Annotated in this window: 18 protein-coding genes; 9 read left to right on the top strand and 9 right to left on the bottom strand. The window is 73.1% G+C overall.

Annotation, left to right across the window (positions count from 1 at the left end; translation table 11 throughout):
- Positions 1-43 precede the first annotated feature (43 nt).
- From AB0368_RS16800 to AB0368_RS16780, 5 genes are all read left to right on the top strand, one after another.
- Positions 44-1363: a PQQ-binding-like beta-propeller repeat protein gene (locus AB0368_RS16800; RefSeq protein ID WP_366154777.1), complete on the top strand. Its 1320-nt coding sequence runs from the start codon at positions 44-46 to the stop codon at positions 1361-1363.
- A 2-nt stretch (positions 1364-1365) separates the two neighbouring features.
- Complete coding sequence (locus AB0368_RS16795; RefSeq protein WP_366154776.1) at positions 1366-2727, top strand: PQQ-binding-like beta-propeller repeat protein; 1362 nt, start codon at positions 1366-1368, stop codon at positions 2725-2727.
- 78 nt (positions 2728-2805) lie between these two features.
- Complete coding sequence (locus AB0368_RS16790; RefSeq protein WP_366154775.1) at positions 2806-4131, top strand: hypothetical protein; 1326 nt, start codon at positions 2806-2808, stop codon at positions 4129-4131.
- Between the two features lie 87 nt (positions 4132-4218).
- Positions 4219-4908, top strand: a complete 690-nt coding sequence (locus AB0368_RS16785; protein ID WP_366154919.1) for a response regulator transcription factor — start codon at positions 4219-4221, stop codon at positions 4906-4908.
- Positions 4909-4934: 26 nt separating this feature from the next.
- On the top strand, positions 4935-6134 hold the full coding sequence (locus AB0368_RS16780) for a HAMP domain-containing sensor histidine kinase (protein ID WP_366154918.1): 1200 nt from the start codon (positions 4935-4937) through the stop codon (positions 6132-6134).
- Between the two features lie 170 nt (positions 6135-6304).
- Here the strand turns inward: AB0368_RS16780 and AB0368_RS16775 are convergent, their stop codons facing one another.
- The 6 genes from AB0368_RS16775 to AB0368_RS16750 all read right to left on the bottom strand — a co-directional run bounded on the left by AB0368_RS16775 (position 6305) and on the right by AB0368_RS16750 (position 14467).
- Positions 6305-7360, bottom strand: a complete 1056-nt coding sequence (locus AB0368_RS16775) for a DUF2637 domain-containing protein (RefSeq protein WP_366154774.1) — start codon at positions 7358-7360, stop codon at positions 6305-6307.
- 165 nt (positions 7361-7525) lie between these two features.
- Complete coding sequence (locus tag AB0368_RS16770) at positions 7526-8533, bottom strand: hypothetical protein (RefSeq protein WP_366154773.1); 1008 nt, start codon at positions 8531-8533, stop codon at positions 7526-7528.
- Positions 8534-8640: 107 nt separating this feature from the next.
- Complete coding sequence (locus tag AB0368_RS16765) at positions 8641-9489, bottom strand: hypothetical protein (protein ID WP_366154772.1); 849 nt, start codon at positions 9487-9489, stop codon at positions 8641-8643.
- 148 nt (positions 9490-9637) lie between these two features.
- Positions 9638-11698, bottom strand: a complete 2061-nt coding sequence (locus AB0368_RS16760) for a 3-hydroxyacyl-CoA dehydrogenase NAD-binding domain-containing protein (RefSeq protein ID WP_366154917.1) — start codon at positions 11696-11698, stop codon at positions 9638-9640.
- Positions 11699-11703: 5 nt separating this feature from the next.
- Positions 11704-12900 (bottom strand): thiolase family protein, encoded by a 1197-nt coding sequence (locus AB0368_RS16755; RefSeq protein ID WP_366154771.1) that lies wholly within the window; start codon positions 12898-12900, stop codon positions 11704-11706.
- Positions 12901-13147: 247 nt separating this feature from the next.
- Positions 13148-14467: an HRDC domain-containing protein gene (locus tag AB0368_RS16750; RefSeq protein ID WP_366154770.1), complete on the bottom strand. Its 1320-nt coding sequence runs from the start codon at positions 14465-14467 to the stop codon at positions 13148-13150.
- A gap of 169 nt (positions 14468-14636) precedes the next feature.
- Here AB0368_RS16750 and AB0368_RS16745 point away from each other — a divergent pair, with 169 nt between their 5' ends.
- Positions 14637-15629 (top strand): S1C family serine protease, encoded by a 993-nt coding sequence (locus AB0368_RS16745; RefSeq protein WP_366154769.1) that lies wholly within the window; start codon positions 14637-14639, stop codon positions 15627-15629.
- 81 nt (positions 15630-15710) lie between these two features.
- Here AB0368_RS16745 and AB0368_RS16740 read toward each other — a convergent pair whose 3' ends face one another.
- Positions 15711-16280, bottom strand: coding sequence for a DUF3000 domain-containing protein (locus tag AB0368_RS16740; RefSeq protein ID WP_366154768.1), 570 nt, complete (start codon positions 16278-16280; stop codon positions 15711-15713).
- An 86-nt stretch (positions 16281-16366) separates the two neighbouring features.
- On the opposite strand from AB0368_RS16740, the gene hemE reads away from it, so the two are divergent.
- Positions 16367-17401, top strand: a complete 1035-nt coding sequence (gene hemE, locus AB0368_RS16735) for a uroporphyrinogen decarboxylase (protein ID WP_366154767.1) — start codon at positions 16367-16369, stop codon at positions 17399-17401.
- Here the strand turns inward: hemE and AB0368_RS16730 are convergent.
- Positions 17391-17573: a hypothetical protein gene (locus AB0368_RS16730; RefSeq protein WP_366154766.1), complete on the bottom strand. Its 183-nt coding sequence runs from the start codon at positions 17571-17573 to the stop codon at positions 17391-17393. The two genes, hemE and AB0368_RS16730, sit on opposite strands and share 11 nt — an antisense overlap.
- Before the next feature lie 100 nt (positions 17574-17673).
- On the opposite strand from AB0368_RS16730, the gene AB0368_RS16725 reads away from it, so the two are divergent.
- Positions 17674-19077: an FAD-dependent oxidoreductase gene (locus AB0368_RS16725; protein ID WP_366154765.1), complete on the top strand. Its 1404-nt coding sequence runs from the start codon at positions 17674-17676 to the stop codon at positions 19075-19077.
- Entirely contained in the window at positions 19074-19778 is a 705-nt protein-coding gene (hemQ, locus tag AB0368_RS16720; protein WP_366154764.1) for a hydrogen peroxide-dependent heme synthase, read from the top strand. The genes AB0368_RS16725 and hemQ overlap by 4 nt, the downstream gene beginning before the upstream one ends.
- Here hemQ and AB0368_RS16715 read toward each other — a convergent pair whose 3' ends face one another.
- On the bottom strand, positions 19779-20222 hold the full coding sequence (locus tag AB0368_RS16715) for a GNAT family N-acetyltransferase (RefSeq protein WP_366154763.1): 444 nt from the start codon (positions 20220-20222) through the stop codon (positions 19779-19781).
- Positions 20223-20280 lie beyond the last annotated feature (58 nt).

Genomic DNA, 20280 nt, shown 5'->3' with positions numbered 1-20280 from the left:
GCCTGGCGCGCGTTTTCGTTATTAAGCCGTTACCTTTGAGGGTATGGCGGCGGAGACGTTCGGCGGCGCGACGGTAGTCATGGACCTCGGCCTGGCCCGGGGCGAACCCGACGAGTACGCCTCGCCGGTGCGCTCCACCGTGCCGCGCTGGTTCGCGCCCGTCGTCATCGCGGTGTTCGTGCTGCTCGGCTCCGCCGCGTCCGCCGCCCCGCCCCTACCCGCCCTGTCGGCCCTGCTCGCGGTGCGGATCGGGCCGGCGGACCCGTACGCGCTCACCGACGCCGGCGACCTGCTGGTCCAGAGCCTCGGCACGCTCGTCTCGTACGACCTGGGCAACGGGCGGTTGCGGTGGCAGGCCGGCTCGGAGGCGCCCACGTACCGGCTGCGCACCGGGGGCGGGCTGGCGCTGCTGCGGCCGTACACGGGAACGGCCCGGATCGATCCCGGCACCACCGCCGTCTCGCTGACCAACGGCTCCGCCCTCTGGCGGCGCTCCGGCAGCGTCGTCACCGTCGCAGGCTCGTCCACCCTGCTCGCCGTCTCCAGCGTGCGCAGCTTCTCCGGCCCCGGCCGCCGGGTGCAGGGTGCGGTGGCGGCGGTCGACCCGGCGACCGGGCGGACCGGCTGGCAGGTGCCCGTGCCGTCGACCGCGGTGCTGCTCGGTGTGCCCGGGCCGGGCGACCTCGCGCCGCGGATGCTGCTCGTGCACGACGACCGCACGGCAGCGGTCCACGACCTCACCACCGGTGCCGTGCTGGCCCGCGGCGAGCTGCCGGCCGCCGACTACGGGCCGGACAACCCGGTCGTCTCCGGCGGTCTCCTGCTGCTGCGCCACCCCACCCTGACCGGGCGCATGGTGTCGGCCTTCGACCCGGTGACGCTGCGGCAACGCTGGACCCGGCCGGCCGGGTTCGCCTTCGGCATCACCACCTGCGGGCGGCTGGCCTGCCTCGCCGGCCCCGACGGGGTCCGGGCCGTGGACCCCGCCGACGGCAGCCCCGCCTGGTTCCGCCCCGCCTGGCGAAGCGTCGAACAGCGGGCCGGCATCGTCGTCGCCTTCGGTACGCCCGCCGGCGAATCCGACCCCGTCGGCATCGTCGACCCCGCCACCGGCCGGGTCCTCGCCGACCTCCACGGCTGGCGGCTGGTCCCCGGTTCCGGCGGTGACCACCTGCTCGTGACGCGGATCGTGGGCGCCGGTGCCCGTACCATGGTCGCCGTCGCCGCCCCCGGCGATGCGCGACCGGAGCTGCTCTCCTACCTGCCCGCCGGCACCGGCGACTGCCAGGCGGCACCCGGCCGGCTGGTCTGCCGGTCGACGGCGGGCGAACTCGTGGTCTGGGCGTACCAGCGGAAGGGATAGGCGTGGCGCTGATCGAGCTGAGCCCCGAAAACCCGGCTCCGCCCGCAGCGGCCACCCCGCCACCCGCGTACGTCTACCGCCGAGCCGGCCTCCTCCTCGCCGCGCTCCTCCTGCTCGCCCTCGGGGGGTCGGCGCCCGCGTCGCCGCTGCTCTGGCGGCGCACCGGCGTCGTGCCGCTGCCCGAAGCCGGCGACTTCCAACTCTTCGACGGCCGCCTCTACACCGTCGACTACAGCAGCGTGCCGCCGCGGATCCGGGCCCGGACGACGGACCCGGTCCGCGAGCTGTGGAGCGTCCCCGGGCCGCCGGGCAACCAGGACCAGCCCTACTTCATCACCGACGCCTCGGCCGGCCTGGTGATGATCCGGACCGGGCGGTCGACGACCGTCCTCGACGGGCGAACGGGGGAGCAGCGCTGGCGGACGCCCCACCTCGTACAGCGCCTCGGCGACCACATCGGGCTCGTCCAGGAGGAACGCTTCCGGCCCGGCACGGAGTACGACCCCGAGTCCGGCGAGCCCGGCCGGCTGTACGGCTCCACCAGCGACATCCTGCACACCGAGCCCGCGCGCAGCACGTCCCTGTCCGGCGTCGACATGACCACCGGACGCCGGCTGTGGTCCGCCGTCACGCCCGGATCGGTCTCCGCGCAGTGGCTCGGCCCGGAACGCGGGAGCGTCGCGGTGCTGTCCGCCGACCGTCTCACCGTACGGTCCGCCTCGACCGGAGCCGTCGTCCGCGAGCAGGCGGTGCCGCGGATCGGCGGCCGGGGACCGGCGTGGTTCGAGCCTATAGCCGACGTCCTGCTGATCCACTACGGCGAGTTCGGCGAGGGCGGACGGGTCGCCGCGTACGCGCAGGACACGCTCGATCTGCTGTGGCAGCGGGACGAACCCGACTCGCAAGGCAGCGCGGTCACGTGTGCCGGGCTGCCCTGCGCGAAGAGCCGCACGGACCTGGCCCTGCTCGATGCGCGGACCGGCGCGCTGCTGTGGCGGCCGGCGCCGGGTGACGACCTGATCGCGTTCGGCGCCGGGTCCGTGCTGGAGGCGCGGTCCTCGAGCCGCCCGCTGCGGATCGCCGACGGGCGTACCGGACGCACGATCACCGACCTGCGGTTCTGGATGACTTACACCAGCTCGCCGCGGGCGGACGCGTACCTCCTGACGAGGTTCGAGGCCGCCACCAGAAGCACGGTGACCGGCATGCTGCGGCCCGGCTCGACGGCGGTCCAGCCGCTCGGCCGGATCCCGGAGACCACCGGCGAGTGCCGGGCCGACACCGCCGCCGTGGCCTGCCGCGCACCGGGCGGTGTCGTTGTGTATATGGCCTACGCTCCGCTTCGGCGCGCACCGCGCCCCTAGGAGCCGGTGCGACTTTGGTTGCGGCGCCTCGTGCCTCGTGCGGTCGCCGGGCGGTGGTCCGCGGCGCACAATGACGGCGTGGGCGACGTGGTCATCGACCTCGGCGAGCTGCGCCACCAGGAGCAGCCGGCACCGGTGGCCGCCCGGGTGTCACCGCACCCGTACCGGGCCGCCCTCTCGGTCGCCGCGGCGGTTCTGCTCTGGCTGGTGACCGGCTCGGTCCCGCGCGCGGAACCGGCGCGGCCGGTGATCGTGCCGGCCCGGCTGGGCGATTCGATGTTCGTCGAGCAAGACCGCCTGTACGTCGTGGACGCCCCGCCCGCCCAGCCGACGACCGCCGTGCAGAGCCGGGTCATCAGCACGTACGCCCTGCCCGGCGGTGTGCTGCTCTCCCGTACGACGGCCACGGTCACCGGCGCCGTCTTCGACGTGACGTCCGCGGGGGACACGGTGCTGGTGTCGTACCAGGTCGACACCGTGGGTGCCGAGGCCACGGTCGCCGTCGCGGCCGGCACCGACCGCACGCTCTGGCGGGTTCCCGCCCGGCTGCTCAGCGTGTCCCGCGCGTACGGCGTCGTGCTGCTCCGCGAGAACAGCCCCCAGTTCGGCCGGCTCAACTGGTACGGCGTCGACCTCACCACCGGGCGGGACCGGTGGATCCTCCGCCAGCCCGTGCTCGGCTACACGACCGAGGCCGGGCACGGTGCCGACGGCTTCCCGCTCCGCCTCGTCACCGCCACCGTCGACGGCCACCTCGAGGTCCGCGACACGGTGCGCGGGCGGATCGTGGCCACCGCGGACATCCCCTCGCCGCCGAGCTGGTCGCGGCGCGGCATCACCGTCTGGGCGGCCGGGGATCTCGTCCTGCTCGGCGGGTTCGGCGGGGTGACCGCGTACGCCCTCGCCGACCTCCGCGAGCGCTGGACCGGCTCGCTCGACCTCTCCGGGCGCTGGGTGCAACCCGGCTGCGCGGGCGGCATCTGCCTCTTCGGCTACCGCGGCGGCGTCCAGGTGATCGACCCGCTCACCGGGGCCTTCCGCTGGTCCAGCCCGCGCTGGACCTCCGCCGTCGACGTGGGCAACCTCCTGCTGGTCACCGGCAGGGAGGGCCTCGAGGCGCGATACCCGCTCGCGGTCGTCGACCCGCGGACCGGCGAGCTGCACGGCGACTTCGGGATGTGGCGGTCGGTCGGCCAGGTCCGAGCCGACGGTACGGTCGTGGGCCTGCGCCAGCGCATCGGCGACGACGTCGTCTGGTACGCGTCACTCGACCCGCGCACGCTCGCCGTACGGGTGCTGGGCCGGGCGACCCGGGTCTCCGGCGACTGCCAGCCCGCGACCGGCGTGCTGGTGTGCCGGGGCATCGACGCCTCGGTCGCGATCTGGCCCCTTACCGAGTCGTGACATAGAGGTAGCCTGCACTCACACCCGCTTAACGTGGCAGCGTCGAAGCTGGTCGGCGGGCTGAGAAGGATTCCGGAGGACCCGCGGGTGCGCGTGCTGGTAGTGGAAGACGAGCGGAACCTCTGCGATGCGATAGCGCGGGGACTGCGGCGTAAGGGGATGGCGGTCGACGTCGCGTACGACGGCCTGAACGGCCACGAGATGGCGTACGTGACCCGCTACGACGTCGTCGTGCTGGACCGGGACCTGCCCGGCATGCACGGCGACGAGATCTGCGCGGCGCTGGTCGAGTCCGGCGCCCTGACCCGGGTCCTGATGCTCACCGCCAGCGGCACGGTCGCCGACCGGGTCGAGGGCCTCCAGCTCGGCGCGGACGACTACCTGCCCAAGCCGTTCGCCTTCGACGAGCTCGTCGCCCGGGTCCAGGCCCTCGGCCGGCGGGCGACCCCGGCCGCGCCGCCGGTGCTCACCGTCGGCAACCTCGTGCTCGATCAGACCCGCCGGGTGGTGACCCGCGGCGGGGCGCCGATCGACCTCACCAACAAGGAGTTCGGCGTCCTCGAGGAGCTGCTCAAGGCCCGCGGCGGCGTGGTGTCGAGCGAGGAACTGCTCGAGCGCGTCTGGGACGCCAACACCGACCCGTTCACGACGACCGTACGGGTCACCGTCATGACGCTGCGGAAGAAGGTCGGCGACCCACCGCTGATCGAGACGGTGGTCGGCGCCGGCTACCGGGTTCCCGAACCGGTCGTCGTCACACCCGGCAGTCCCGCGTGACCGTCTATGCCAGCCGGCGGGAGCAGATGCGGCTGCGGCCCACCCTCCGGCTGCGGCTCACCCTCCTCAACGGCATCCTCCTCGTCGGTGCCGGCGCGATCCTCGTGCTGCTCGCGTGGCTGCTTGTCGGCGACGCGCTGCACCCCTCGGACAAACTGCAACCCGGCACCCAGGTCCTGCTGGACGACGGCAGAAGCCTCGACGCCCTCAAATGGCAGACCGAGCTGGTCCGGAGCGCCTCCCGCGAGCTCCTGGTCAAGGGCCTGGTCGCCCTCTTCGCCATCGGCATCATCGGCATCGCGGGGGCGTACGCGGTGGCCGGCCGGGCCCTGCGCCCGCTGCACCACGTGACGGCGACCGCCCGCCGCCTCGGCGAGGAGACGCTCGACCAGCGCATCCGCTACTCCGGCGCGGACGACGAGGTGGCCGAGCTCGCCCGGACGTTCGACGCCATGCTGGACCGCCTCGCGGGCGCGTTCGAGTCCCAGAAACGGTTCGTGGCCAACGCGTCCCACGAGCTGAGGACGCCACTGGCGGTGATGCGAACAGAGATCGACGTGACCCTCAGCGACGACGAGGCGGACGTCGCCGAGTACCGCCGCATGGCCAAGGTGGTCCGCAACGCCTCCGAACGCGCCAACGGCCTGGTCGACGCGCTCCTCGTACTGGCACGCAGCGAGGCCCAGTCCGGCCGCCGGCTGGTCCGCAAGGTCCCCGCCGACCTCGCGACGAGCGTCTACAACGCGCTGTCCGCGGTGAAAGCCGAGGCCGAGCGGATGAAACTCGACGTGACGACGGACCTCGAGGCGGCGAACGTGGTGGGGGACCCGAGCCTGCTGGACCGGCTGGCGGGCAACCTCATCGAGAACGCGATCCGCTACAACCACCTGATGGGCAAGCTCTGGCTGCGTACCGACAACGTGGACGGGCAGGCCCGGCTGGTGGTCGGGAACACCGGCTACGAGGTGGATCCGGGGGACGTGCCGGGGCTGTTCGAGCCGTTCCGGCGGGGCGGGTGGGAGCGTACGGGCTCCCGCGGCTCCGGCCTGGGCCTCTCCATCGTCCGGGCGGTCTGCGACGCGCACGGCGGAACGGTGTCCGCGATCGCGCAGCCCGGGGGCGGCCTGGAGGTCACGGTGAGCCTGCCGGCCGCCGACACGACCCCCGTGGTGGCCGCATCGGCCACCGTCCCCCGCGCCAAAGGTCTCGGCATCGCCCCGAGCTGAGCCGCCCGCGGGCCCGTGCCGCCGCGGGCCCGTGTGCCCAGCTGACGGACGTTCCAGGCTGACCTCGCCGCCCCGTTCACCGCCGAGGGTCGGGGCCGGGGCCGGGGCCGGGGCCGGGGCCGGGGCCGGGCCGAAGCCCCGGAGCCTAAGGCCCGGAGCCGGGGGCCGAGTCAGGCGGCCAGGCGGAGCTCCGCGCTCGCTTCAGCCTCGCGACGGATCGTACGCCAGCGCGACGCGCTGATGCCCAGCTCCGCGGCGAGCTCGGTGTCCGTCACGTCCGGACGCCCCGCCTTGATCTTCTCGGCCGCCGCGATCGTGTCGGCCGGTGTTCGCCGGACCCTCGGGGCGGACTTGGCGGAAGGCTTCGCGGCCGGCTTCGTCGAACTCTTGGCAGGGCCTGAGCCTCCCGGCCGGACGGAGGCCGAGCTCGCCGGGCGGACGGAGGCCGAGCTCGCCGGGCGGACGGAGGCCGTTGCTGTCGGGCGAGCCGGGCCGGACTTGGCGGCGGCGACCGGGCGGGCGCCGCGGGTGATGCTCGGCGTGAACGACGAGACCTCCGCGCCCCGGGTCTTGGGCAGGCTGTTCTTCGGCAGCGCGGCCGCAACCTCGGCCAGCGCCTCCGCCGTCGATCGCCGTGAAGCCGAAGCCGAAGCGGGCGCCGATGCCGATGCCGATGCCGTCGCCGATGCCGATGCCGGCGCCAGCGCCGCGGCCGGCGACACGGCGGTGGGGACCGGGATCAGGCCCGGAACGCCGTCGTCGGCTGCCGCGGCGGCCGGAGCGAGCGACGCCTCGACCGCAGGGATCTGCTCCGGCTCCCGCTTCTCCCGCTCCAGGGCCGAGATGCGGCCGCCCAGCTCGACCAGGCAGATGCTCGCCACCACGATGAGGCCGTCGACCGACAGGGGCAGCAGGTACGGCGACGCGCCCGTCTCCCCGTACCGGGCCGCCACGCCCGCCATGTGCCAGTAGGACACCCAGGCGGCGATGCCCGCGATCGTGGCGGTGGCGACGAGCCGGGCGAAGGCCAGGGAGCGGCGGTGGACCGGGACCCGCGAGATCAGCTCGACCGTCAGCAGCAGGGCGAGCGGCGGCCAGGCGGCGATGGCCTGGCTGATCGGGTTGTCCAGGGCGTGCAGGACGTTGGCGACCACGGAGGCCGCGACGCCCAGGACGAGGGTCGCTCGCACGGCCCAGCGGACGCGCCGAAGTTGCGGGAGTATCACCGTGCGCTCCTCTGCCAGTCGAGATGGGTGGCGGCGGGCCCGGCGGGCCCGGCGAACCATCCTGGCCGCTCGATGTTTCGGTACGGCATCGAGCCTTAACCCCGCAGGACCGCGTCGCGTTCGTGTCCTAGGTGAGACGAACGTGTGACGCAGCCCCCCGGCGTGTCAGTTTGACTTCTTCTCGACCTGCCCTCGCAGCTTCGGGAACTCGGCCTTGGCGCCGCTCATCGACTTGTAGTACCAGATCATCCAGCCCACGCTGCCCTCGTCGGCCCACCCGCACATGATCAGGGGCGCGCCGCCGGCCTCGCCCCGGCCGCACTTGGCGACGCCGCCCAGGGCGCCGGGCGGGGCGCTGGTGATTCCGGTGATCTTGAGTCCGCCGACGCCGGCGCCGAGGAAGGTGCCGTTCAGCTCGCGTTGGGGGTCGTCCACCTCGGCGGCCGCGGCCGCGACGATGACGATGTTCTGCTTGGCCGGGGAGCCGTAGAGGCTGCCGACCGTCTCGGTCGCCCCGGGCACCTTGTCGAGGCCCTCCTCCAGCTGCTTCACCGCGCCGGCGAACTGCGGGTCGGTCAGCTTCGGGCGTCCGCCCAGCTTGGCGGGCTCGACGACGGTGATTTCCGCGGTGGTCTCGGCCGTCGGCTCGGTCGTCGGCTCCTCGGTGGCCTCGGTCTCGGCCGTCACCGTGGGCGCCACGGTCGGGCTGGCCGTGGTGCTCTCGTCCGCGGCGTTGCGGCCCGCCAGGTAGACGGCGGTGCCGCCGCCCACGCAGAGCACCAGGAAGACGGCGATCGACACGAGCGTGATCGGCAGGGCCCGGCTCTTCGGCTTCGGCGGGGGCGGGTATCCGGCGGCCATCGGCGGTCCGGACTGCGGATATCCCGGCTGGCCGTAGTCGGCCTGCGGGTATCCCGGCTGCGGGTATCCGGGCTGGCCGTAGTCGACCTGCGTGTACTCCGGCTGGGACGGCACCTGGCCGTACGCCGGCTGCGGCGGATAGCCGGGCGGCACCGACGACGGGACGTCCGGGTTGGGCTGCCCGGGGAAGGGCGACCCCGGATGGGGCTGCCCGGGGATCGGCTGGCCGCCGTATCCGGGACCGGGCTGCTGGTAGGGCTGTCCCGACGGCTGCTGCGGATACGGCTGGCCGGGGTACGGGGGCTGCGACATCAACGCTCCATGGTTCGGGCTGGGCCGAGCTTAGCCGTACCGGTCCAGGGGCTGCGTCCCCTGTTCCGCGAGCCCCGGCGCGCCGGACGGCCGGGGCTCGCGGGCCGTCAGGCCTTCTTCTCGATCTGGCCGCGCATGTCGATGAATTCCTTCTCGAGGTCGTCCTTGCCCTTGAAGAGCATCGCGATCATGCCGACGCTGCCGTTGTCGGACCACACGCAGACCGCCATCGGTACGCCGCTGGTGTCGCTGTCGCCGCACTTGGCGATGCCGCCCAGCGGGCCCGGGTCGGTGTCGGCGAGGTTGTCGAGCTTGATGCCGCCCTGGCCGAGGCCCTCGGTGAACTCGTCGTAGCGGCTCTGCGCGGAGCCGTTGATGGACGACGTGGCCGCCACCATGACGATGTCCTGCTCCTTGGCGTCGCCGTAGATGGCGCCGACGGAGCCGGTCGCGCCGGGGATCTTGGACATCTCGCTGTCCAGGCCGTCGACGCTGCTCTGCAGGGCCGGGTCGGTGGCCTTGGCGCGGCCGCCGAGGGTCTCCGGCTCCACGACGGAGATCTTGGCGGCGTCGACGACCTCTTTGACCTTGTCCTTGGCCTTGAACACCGCCACACCGATGCCGCCGACGCAGAGCAGGGCCACCACGCCGACGACGATCAGCACGATCTTGAGCGCCGAGTTCTTCTTCTTGGGCGCGGGTCCCATGCCGTACTGGGGCGCGGGACCACCGGGCGGCGGGTAGGAGCCGGGTCCGGGCGGAGGGTAGGAGCCGGGGCCCGGCGGCGGGTACGAACCGGCGCCGGAGGACGGCGGCGGGTATCCGCCCGCGTCCGGGGCGGGCGGCGGGTAGGACCCGGGCGGGTACGAGCCCGGAGCCGCCGGCGGTTGGTAGCCACCGCCCGGCTGCTCGGGTCCGGGCTGGCCGGGATAGGGCTGATACGGCGGCTGTGACATGGGAGCTCCAGAATCAAAGAAGTCAGCCGCCGGAGCCTACCCACCTGCGACGACCTGGTGCGTCGTCTACCCGTCATTGTGGGAACACAGTGCTGTCACGAAAGACGCCCCCGCACCGGCAACGGTGCGGGGGCGTCGATGTCGTGCGTCAGGCAGGCAGGCTGCCCACTCCCACGGGCAGGAAGCGCTTGCCGGTCACCCGCTCAGAGGTGCCGCTGCGGTCCAGGTACGGCGTCACGCCGCCCAGGTGGAACGGCCAGCCGGCGCCGAGGATCATGCACAGGTCGATGTCCTGCGCCTCGGCCACGACGCCCTCGTCCAGCATCAGGCGGATCTCCTGGGCGAGCGCGTCCAGCGCCTTCTGGCGTACCTCATCGGCCGTGAGCGGGGCGGAACCGCCCTCGACCAGCTTGACCACCTCGGGGTTGATCTCGTCGTCGGCCATCAGCGGCAGGCCGGCGTCGACGATCTTCTTGAGGTTGGGGCTGTCGGCGTAGCGGTCCGGGAACGCCCGGTGCAACGTCTCGCCCACGTGGTACGCGACCGCCGGGCCGACGAGCTGGAGCAGCGCGATCGGGCGCATCGGCAGGCCCAGCGGGTCCATCGCGGAGTCCACCGTGGCCAGCGGGGTGCCGGCGTCGATGGCCTTGAAGACCTCGCTGGTGAAGCGGGTCAGCAGGCGGTTGACCACGAACGCCGGGGCGTCCTTGACCAGCACGCAGGACTTCTTCAGCTCCTTGCCGACCGCGAACGCCGTGGCCAGCGTGGCGTCGTCCGTACGCTCGCCCTTGATGATCTCGAGCAGCGGCAGGACCGCGACCGGGTTGAAGAAGTGGAAGCCGACGACCCGCTCGGGGTGCTCGAGGTCGGCGGCCATCTCGGACACCGACAGCGACGACGTGTTCGTGGCGAGCACGGCCTCCGGCCCGACGATCTTCTCGAGCTCGGCCCAGATCTGCTTCTTGAGGTCGAGGTTCTCGAAGACGGCCTCGATGACGAAGTCGGCGTCGGCGAAGACGGACTTGTCGACCGAGCCGCTGACCAGGCCGCGCAGCTTCGCCGCCGTACCCTCGTCCATCCGGCGCTTGCCGACCATCTTGTCGATCTGGTCGCGGACGTACTGGACGCCCTTGTCCACCCGGGTCTGGTCGAGGTCGGTGAGCACCACCGGCACCTGCAGGCGACGGGCGAAGAGCAGCGCGAGCTGGGAGGCCATGAGACCGGCACCGACGATGCCGACCTTGGTGACCTTCCGGGCCAGTTCCTTGCCGGGTACGCCCACCGGCCGCTTGGCGCGGCGCTGGACCAGGTCGAACGCGTACAGGCTGGCCCGGGCCTCGTCGCCCATGATCAGGTCGGCGAGCGCCTCGGTCTCGGCGGCGGTGCCGTCCTCGAACGACGCGTCCTTCGCGAGCGCGAGCAGCTCGAGCGCCTTGTTGGCGGACGGGACGGCGCCGTGCAGCCGCTCGTCGAGCTGCTGCTTGGCGAAGAAGAGCACGCCGTCCCACATGTCCTTGTCGACCTCGGGACGGGTGGGCGTGATCTCGCCCTTGACCACCCCGGCCGCCCACGCGAGCGAGTGCTCCAGGAAGTCGGCGGCCTCGAACAGCACGTCCGCGACGCCCATCTCGGCGGCCTGCTTCGGCCGCAGGACCTTCTGGGTGAGCGGGTTCTGCAGGATGACCTGCGCCGCGCCCGGCGCGCCGATCAGGTTGGGCAGCAGCTGGCTGCCGCCCCAGCCGGGGACGAGGCCGATCGCGACCTCGGGCAGGCCCAGCGCCGCCGCGCCGCTGGAGACCGTGCGGTAGTGGCAGTGCAGGGAGACCTCGAGGCCGCCGCCGAGCGCCGCGCCGTTGATGAACGCGAACGTCGGGATGGTGGAGTTCTTGAGGCGCGCGAAGACCCGGTGGCCCAGCTCGCCCAGGGCCACGGCCTGCTCCCGCTGGGTGATGAACGGCATGCCGGTGATGTCGGCGCCGACGCAGAAGATGTACGGCTTGCCGGTCACCGCGATGAACGCCGGCTCCGCCTCGGTGGCCTTGGTGATCGCCTCGTCGAGCGAGCGCAGGCCGCCCGGGCCGAAGCTGTTGGGCTTCTTGTAGTCGAACCCGTTGTCGAGCGTGATCAGCGCGGCGGGCTTGTCCAGGCCCGGCACCTTGACCAGGCGAACGATCGCGTTGGTCACGACCTCGTTCGGGTACTCAGGCAGAGCCGTCACTTGTCCGCACCTTCCCAGTTCGGGTTCTCCCAGATGACCGTGCCGCCCATGCCGATGCCGATGCACATCGCCGTGAGGCCGTAGCGGACCTCGGGGTGCTCGGCGAAGTGCCGCGCGAGCTGCGTCATCAGCCGGACACCCGAGGAGGCGAGCGGGTGGCCGATGGCGATCGCGCCGCCCCACGGGTTGACCCGCGGGTCGTCGTCGGCGATGCCGAAGTGGTCGAGGAAGGCGAGCACCTGGATGGCGAACGCCTCGTTCAGTTCGAAGAGGCCGATGTCGCCGATGGTCAGGCCGGCGAGGCGCAGCGCCTTCTCCGTCGACGGGATCGGGCCGTAGCCCATGACCTCGGGCTCGACGCCGACGAAGCCGTACGAGACGAGCCGCATAGCGACCGGCAGGCCAAGCTCACGAGCGGTCTCCTCGTCGGCCAGCAGGGCCGCGGTGGCGCCGTCGTTGAGGCCGGCCGCGTTACCGGCGGTGACCCGGCCGTGCGGGCGGAACGGGGTCTTGAGGGTGGCGAGCTTCTCCATCGAGGTCTCGCGCGGCGCCTCGTCGGCCGTGGCCAGGCCCCAGCCCTCCTCGACGCTGCGCAGCGCGACGGGAACCATGTCGGGCTGCAGCTTGCCGTTCGCGTACGCCTTGGCCGTCTTCTCCTGGGAGGCGAGGCCGAACGCGTCCGCCCGCTCCTTGGTGATCTGCGGCAGGCGGTCGTGCAGGTTCTCCGCCGTGGCGCCCATGACCAGCGCGGACGGGTCGACGAGCTTCTCGGCCAGGATCCGCGGGTTGGGGTCGACGCCCTCACCCATCGGGTGCCGGCCCATGTGCTCGACACCGCCGGCGATGGCGACGTCGTACGCCCCCATGGCGATGCCGCCGGCGACGTTGGTCACCGCGGTCATGGCGCCGGCGCACATCCGGTCGATGGAGTAGCCCGGAACGGTCTTGGGCAGGCCGGACAGCAGCGCGGCGGTACGGCCGATGGTCAGGCCCTGGTCGCCGATCTGGGTGGTGGCGGCGATGGCCACCTCGTCGACCCGCTCGGGCGGGAGCTGCGGGTTGCGGCGCATCAACTCACGGATGCACCGGATCACCAGATCGTCGGCACGGGTCTCGGCGTACATGCCGCCGGCCTTGCCGAATGGGGTGCGGACGCCGTCGACGAAGACGACCTCGCGACTTACTCGGGGCACAACAAGCCTCCTTGCAGGCGTGAACCCAGGGCTGTGACGCCGGCAATGTTACTCGCCGGTAAATAAACGAGCCAGCGAGTGGGGCTGTGATATGGCCTGCGCTTCGCTCCGGCGGGCGCTGCGCCCCGAGGAGCCTGTGTCGAGGGCACCGAAACGGACCACGGCAAAGGGTGCCTAGTCCGTTTCGGCACCCTCGACACAGGCGGGCGCAGTGCGACTTTGGTTGCGCTTCTGAGCGTAGGGGCGATCAGTCGGTGACGGTGGGGACATCGGGGAGGACCTTGGTGAGGTCCTCGGCGATCAGGTTGACCTGCCAGGAGCGGGCGCCGAGGCCGCGGAGGGTGTCGGCGACTGTCTGCGGCGTGACCTCGGCCGGGGGGGACCAGGCCAGGCGGCGGATGAAGTCCGGGCTGATCAGGTTCTCCGGGGGCAGGGTGTGCGCCTCGGCCGTACCGATCACGACCTGCCGGCAGCGTTGCAGCCGGGCCGCGGCGATCGGGTCGCGTTCCGCCCAGCGGTGCGGGGGCGGTGGGCCCTCGACCGCCTGGTTCACCGGCAGCTCCTCGTCGGCCAGCGCGCGGGCGCTGTCCAGCGCGTCCAGCCAGACCCGGGCCAGCCGGCGCACCGAACGGCCGCCGAAGCCCGGCAGGCTCAGCAGGGTGCGCTCGTCCTTCGGGTCGAGCTCCGCGGCCGCGATGATCGCCGAGTCGGGCAGGACCCGGCCGGGGGCCGAGTCGCGGCGGGCCGCCACGCCGTCACGGGCGTACCAGAGGGCCCGGACCCGGGACTGGGCGCGGGCGCCGCGGACCCGGTGGATGCCCGAGGTGCGCCGCCAGGGATCGGGGCGGGTACGCGGCGGCCGGTCGGCGCTCGCCACCAGCGCGGCGAACTCCTCGGCCGCCCACTCGGCCTTGCCCTGGCGCTCGAGCTCGTCGGCCAGGTGGTCGCGCAGGTCGGTGAGGAGCTCGACGTCCAGGGCCGCGTACGTCAGCCAGGACTCGGGCAGCGGCCGGGTCGACCAGTCGGCGGCCGAGTGGTGCTTCTCGAGCGAATAGCCGAGCAGCTGCTCGGTGAGGGCGGCCAGGCCGACCCGCTCGAAGCCGGCCAGCCGCGCGGCGAGCTCGGTGTCGAACAGCCGGCGCGGCTTCATGCCGATCTCGGCGAGGCAGGCGAGGTCCTGGCTGGCGGCGTGCAGCACCCATTCGCTGTCGGCCAGCGCGGCGTCCAGCGTGCTCAGGTCCTCCAGCGGCATCGGGTCGATCAGGACCGTCCCGGCGCCCTCACGGCGCAGTTGCACCAGGTAGGCGCGCTGGGTGTAGCGGTAGCCGGACGCGCGCTCGGCGTCGACGGCGACCGGTCCGGACCCGGCGGACATCCGCGCGACGATCTCGGCCAGCTCCCCGGCGGTCTCCACCGGGTGCGGCGTGCCGTCGCGTGGTGCGGTCAGCGGAACGGAGGTGCGGGCAGGCTCGGGACCGCCAGACATCGGGTCGGGCGGCACGTCGTGCGGTCCGTCGGTTGCGTGGTCCGGCGCGTCCCGACGGCGCAAGGATGCTTCGTCGGTCACTCCGTAACCGTACGGGGGTATGCCCCCCCGCGTGTGCAGCCGGGTACCGGCGCGTCGAACCTCGATCCACTGCGCGGGGAGAAAATGGGTTCGCCGCAGACCCGTCCGCGGGGCGGGTTCCGTCCGTACTACCCGCCGGAACACCCGCCGTTGAGGATCCGGGAGCTTCATGACCACCGCCTACGACCCCTTCGGGGTGCCGGGCCAGCGCCGGCCGCCGCAGGACCCGCTGCTGAGCCTGCCCGACCACCCGTCCGGCGAGTGGGCGACCGCCGCCCGGCGGCCCGTGCCGCAGGCGCAGTCCCAGCCGCGGGTCGGGCATCCGCGACCGGCGCGCCGCGACAGCGGGCCCTACCTGGCCTCGCCGACCGGGGGAGCGCCGTTCCCGGTGGTGGCCGAGCCCGCCGAGGTGCGCCGCCGCGGCCGGCTGGCCCCGGCCCTGCTCGCGCTGGTCCTGCTCGCCGGCGGCGGGTTCATGGCCTGGCGGCTGGACCGTGCGGACAGCAGCTTCGACGAGCGGCTCGCCGCGTCGCAGCAGCGGGAGTCCGAGCTCGCCGAGCGCGCCGACCGGCTCGAGAAGCAGCTCGCCGGGGTCTTCGACCCCGAGGCGATCTCGTCGTCGGTGCTGCCGAGCGTGTTCCGGGTCCGGGCCGGCAACTTCACGGGTACGGCGTTCTCGATCGGCGACGAGGCGGGCAAGGGCAAGTCCAACCTGCTGACGAACTACCACGTCGTCGAGTCGGTGTGGGCGGCCGGCGGCAAGAAGGTCTTCCTGGAGCGCGGCAAGGACGAGATGTCGGCGACCATCGTCAAGGTCAGCGCGAGCAAGGATCTGGCGGTGCTGCGGGCCGACCGGGAGATCGCGGGGCTGGACCCGGCGCCGAAGACGGTGAAGCCGGGTCAGCAGGTCGTGGTCGTCGGTGCGCCGCTCGGGCTCGAGGACACGGTGACGACCGGGGTGGTGAGCGCCTACCGGCCGGACGACTCGGACGGTCCGTCGATCCAGTTCGACGCGCCGATCAATCCGGGCAACTCCGGCGGGCCCGTGGTCAACTCCGCCGACGAGGTCATCGGGTTGGCGACCGCGAAGGCCCGGGACGCCGAGGGCATCGGCCTCGCCATCCCGATCAAGACAGCCTGCGACACCTTCAAGATCTGTTAGCTGTGTATATGGCCTTCGCTTCGCTCCGGCGGGCGCAATGCGACTCTGGTTGCGGTCGCTTGGCCGTCGGCTGTTTGACCTTCAGCTTGTTGTTGCGCGGTGGCGGTCGAAGGCCGTTACGCCGGGTGGGGGGAGGCCGGCTGTGGAGGCGAGCATGACGCACCAGCCTTGGAGGTGGGCGCCGAGGTCGTCGGAGGTGGGCGTCCAGGAGGCGCGGATCTCCAGGTCGGCCGTCGGGGCCGGGCCGGCCAGCTCGCCGAAGCGGGTCGAGGTGGTCTGGGTGATCGTGCCGCCGATCGCCGTGTACGCCGCACCCTGCTGATCGAGGCCGTCGGTGAGCCAGGTCCACGCCACCGCGGGCAGCAGCGGGTCGCCGGCCAGGTCGGACTCCAGCTCCGCGGTGATCAGGGTGACCAGGCGCAGGTTGCCGCGCCACGCGTCGTGACCCGCCGGGTCGTGCAGCAGGATCAGCCGGCCGCTGGCCACCTCGTCGCCGTCGCGCAGCACCGTGGCGGCCAGGGCGAAGCCGTACGGCGCCAGCCGCTGCGGCGCGGCGATCTCCTCGAGCAGGATCTCCTCGCGCGGTGTGGACGCCCGCAACCCGGCCACCGCGCGGGTGAACGCCTCGGGTGCAGCGGACGTGGGCGCCATGGGAGGAAGCCTATGCCGATCACTGCCTCCCGTCCGAGCGCGGCGCGCCGCAGGTACCGGTTCACTCACGTGGCACGATGTCGCGGGTGACCAACTCTCTCGCCGATTCGGCCTTCCTGCGCGCGTGTCGCGGCCTCGACGTGCCGCACACGCCCGTCTGGTTCATGCGTCAGGCGGGGCGGTCCCTGCCGGAGTACCGCAAGATCCGCGAGGGCGTCGGCATGCTGGAGTCCTGCCGGCGACCGGATCTGGTCACCGAGATCACCCTCCAGCCGGTACGCAGGCACGGGGTCGACGCGGCCATCTTCTTCAGCGACATAGTGGTGCCGCTGGCCGCGGCCGGGATCGACCTCGACATCGTCGCGGGCACCGGGCCGGTGGTCGCCGAGCCGATCCGCACCGCCGCGGACGTGCAGCGGCTGCGACCGCTCGAGCCCGGCGACGTCTCGTACGTCTCCGAGGCCATCCGCCTGCTCGTGCCGGAGCTCGGCGCGACGCCCCTGATCGGCTTCGCCGGTGCGCCGTTCACCCTGGCCAGCTACCTGGTGGAGGGCGGCCCGTCACGGACGTACCTGAAGACCAAGGCCATGATGTACGGCGACCCGCAGCTCTGGCACGAACTCTGCTCGCGCCTCGCCGACATCACCCTCGCCTTCCTCCGCGTGCAGGTGGACGCGGGGGTGAGCGCGGTGCAGCTCTTCGACTCCTGGGCCGGTGCGCTCTCCGAGGCCGACTACCGCGAGTACGTCATGCCGCATTCGGCCCGCGTCCTGGCCGGCCTGGCCGATGCCGGCGTGCCGCGCATCCACTTCGGAGTGGGAACGGCGGTGCTGCTGCGGGCGATGGGTGAGGCCGGCGCGGACGTCGTCGGGGTCGACTGGCGTACGCCGCTCGACCGGGCCGCGGACATCGTCGGCCCGGACCGAACGCTTCAGGGCAACCTCGACCCGGCGGTGCTCTTCGCGCCCTGGGAGGTCGTCGAGCGGGAGGCCCGCCGGGTGGTCGCCGAGGGCCGCTCGGTCCGGGGGCACGTCTTCAACCTCGGCCACGGCGTGCTGCCGGAGACGGACCCGGACGTGCTGACCCGCCTGGTCGAGCTGGTCCACTCGGTCAGCCCTTGAGCGGCTCCGGCTGGTTGGCCCACCACTCCGACGGAATGGCCTCGTAGACCTCCTGGGCGAGGTCCTTGAGCCGGTCGCCCGTCGGCTGCCCGTGGTGGGCGTCGGCGAGTCCCTTCAGTCGCACGTACCACTCGGCCAGCTGGTCCACGGTCACTGCCACCTGATAGTCCATGAGGCCAGGCTAGGACCGTTCGGTGCGCCGCCGGCGGTGTTACCCGAACGGGATCACATCGAAGGACCCCGGTGGTCGAGGGCCGGGGTGACCTGACAGTGTGGAAAGCGTGCGGAAGCGGGTGGCGATCGTCGGCGGCGGGATAGCCGGGCTGGCTGCCGCCGTCCGCGTCCGGGACCGGGCGCCCGCCGGCACCGAGATCATCGTGTACGAGCAGGCCGGCCGGCTCGGCGGCAAGCTGCGCACCGGGGAGCTCGCCGGCACGACCGTGGAGCGCGGCGCCGAGTCGTTCCTGATGGGCGCCCCCGACGGCAGCGAGTCGGCCGCGGTGCGGTTCGCCCGGCGTCTCGGGCTCGGCGACTCGCTCGTGCACCCGTCCCCGATCCCGGCCGCGCTGGCCATCGGCGGGCGGCTGGAGAAGGTGCCCGGCGGGACGCTAGTCGGCGTACCCGGGGATCTGAGTTTGCTCGGAACGGTCGCGCAACCGGCCCCCGGAGCGGATGTGGACGAGGGCCGCCCGCTGCTCGCCGAGGGCGAGGACGTCGCGGTCGGCGCGCTGGTCCGCGCCCGCTACGGCGACGAGATCGCGGACCGGCTGGTCGACCCGATGCTCGGCGGCGTGTACGCGGGCCGCGCCGACCGCCTGTCGCTGGCCACCACGATGCCGGCGCTCGCCCGCGCCGCGCGCACCGAGCACACCCTCTCCGCGGCGGTCCGCGCCGCCCAGGCCGCCTCCGTGCGAGTGCCTGGCCGGCCGATCTTCGCCGCGGTGGACGGCGGCATGAACCGGCTGATCGGCGCCGCGGCCGCCGCGAGTGGCGCCCGGATCAGCCTCGGCCTGCCGGTTCGCGAGCTGACCCGCACCGCGCACGGGTGGCGGCTGCTGCTCGGGCCGGTGCCCGCGCCGCAGACCGACGACGTCGACGCGGTCGTGCTGGCCGTGCCCGCCCGGCCCGCGGCGCGCCTGCTCGCCGGCGTGGACCTGAGCGCCGCCGCCGAGATCGAGACCCTGGACTACGCGAGCGTCGCCCTCGTGGCGTTCGCCCTGCCGCCGGGCACACCGCTGCCGGACCTCTCCGGCTTCCTGGTGCCGCCCAGCGAGGGCATGCTGGTCAAGGCCGCCACGTTCTTCACCCGTAAATGGGCGCACCTCGACCGCGAGGGCGGCCCGGTGATCGTGCGCGCGTCCCTTGGCCGGGCCGGCGAGGAGCAGCTGCTCCAGCACGACGACGCCGTGCTGGCCGCGACCGCGCACGCCGAGCTGGGCCGCCTCCTGGGCGCCGAACTGCCGCCGGCGGCCGCCTCGTGGGTACAGCGCTGGGGTGGCGGGCTGCCCCAGTACGCCCCCGGCCACCTCGACCGCGTCGCGCTGGCCCGGGCGGCCCTCGATCATCCCGGCCTGGCGCTGGCCGGCGCCGCGTACGACGGCGTGGGCATCCCGGCCTGTGTGGCCAGCGGCGAGAGCGCCGCCGACGACGTCTTGAAACACCTGGAGGAGCAATGAGCGAGGCGCAGAGCAATGCCGCCCGAATCAACGAGCTGAACGCGACGATCCGCTACACGATGTGGTCGGTCTTCCGGGCCGCCACGCCGCTGCCCGCGATGCGCGACGAGCTGTCCGGCGAGGTGGACGCGCTGTTCGAGCAGCTCGCGGGCAAGGACGTCACGGTCCGCGGCACGTACGACGTCGCCGGGCTGCGCGCGGACGCCGACGTGATGATCTGGTGGCACTCGGCCTCCTCGGACGCGCTGCAGGAGGCGTACGGGCTGTTCCGGCGTACGGCTCTGGGCCGGCACCTCACGCCGGTGTGGTCGCAGATGGCGCTGCACCGCCCGGCCGAGTTCAACAAGAGCCACCTGCCCGCGTTCCTCGCCGACGAGCAGCCACGGCCGTACATCTGCGTGTACCCGTTCGTGCGGTCGTACGAGTGGTACCTGCTGCCCGACGAGGAGCGCCGCGCCATGCTCGCCGAGCACGGCCGGCAGGCGCGCGGCTACCCCGACGTGCGGGCGAACACGGTGGCGGCGTTCGCGCTCGGCGACTACGAGTGGATGCTCGCCTTCGAGGCCGACGAGCTGCACCGGATCGTCGACCTCATGCGTGACCTGCGGGCCTCGGGCGCCCGCCGGCACGTGCGCGAGGAGGTGCCGTTCTACACCGGCCGCCGTCGCTCGGTCACCGAGATCGTCGCCGCGCTGCCCTGATCAACACCGCTTCATCGGTACGTGGGGGATGCCGTCCTCCACGTACCCGTCGCCCGACACCTCGAAGCCGAAGCGTCCGTAGAAGCCCGCCAGATGCGCCTGGGCGCCGAGCACGGTGGGCCGGTTGCCGACGACGGTGAGCGCGTGCTCGATGAGCCGGCTCGCGTACCCGCCCTGCCGCGCCGCTGGTGCGGTGACCACCCGGCCGATCCGCTCGGTCCCGCCCTCGTCGAGGATCCGCAGGTAGGCGAGGATCTCGTCGCCGCGGGCCAGCCAGACGTGCCGGGTGCCGGGCTCGTCGTCGCGGCCGTCGATCTCCGGGTACGGGCATTCCTGCTCGACCACGAACACGTCGACGCGCAGCTTGAGAATCGCGTACAGGGTGGTGACGTCGAGGTCGCGGAACGACGCCACCCGGATCTCGTCGCGGGGTTCCGGGTGCATCGGCAGATCTTATGCGTGACCTGTCGCGTCCCCGGTCGTTGGTCCGTGCGGAGACCGG

Origin of the sequence: Actinoplanes sp. NPDC051475 (assembly GCF_040689425.1) — a bacterium.
Taxonomy (GTDB): domain Bacteria; phylum Actinomycetota; class Actinomycetes; order Mycobacteriales; family Micromonosporaceae; genus Actinoplanes.
This window is presented reverse-complemented; position numbering and strand designations above follow the sequence as displayed.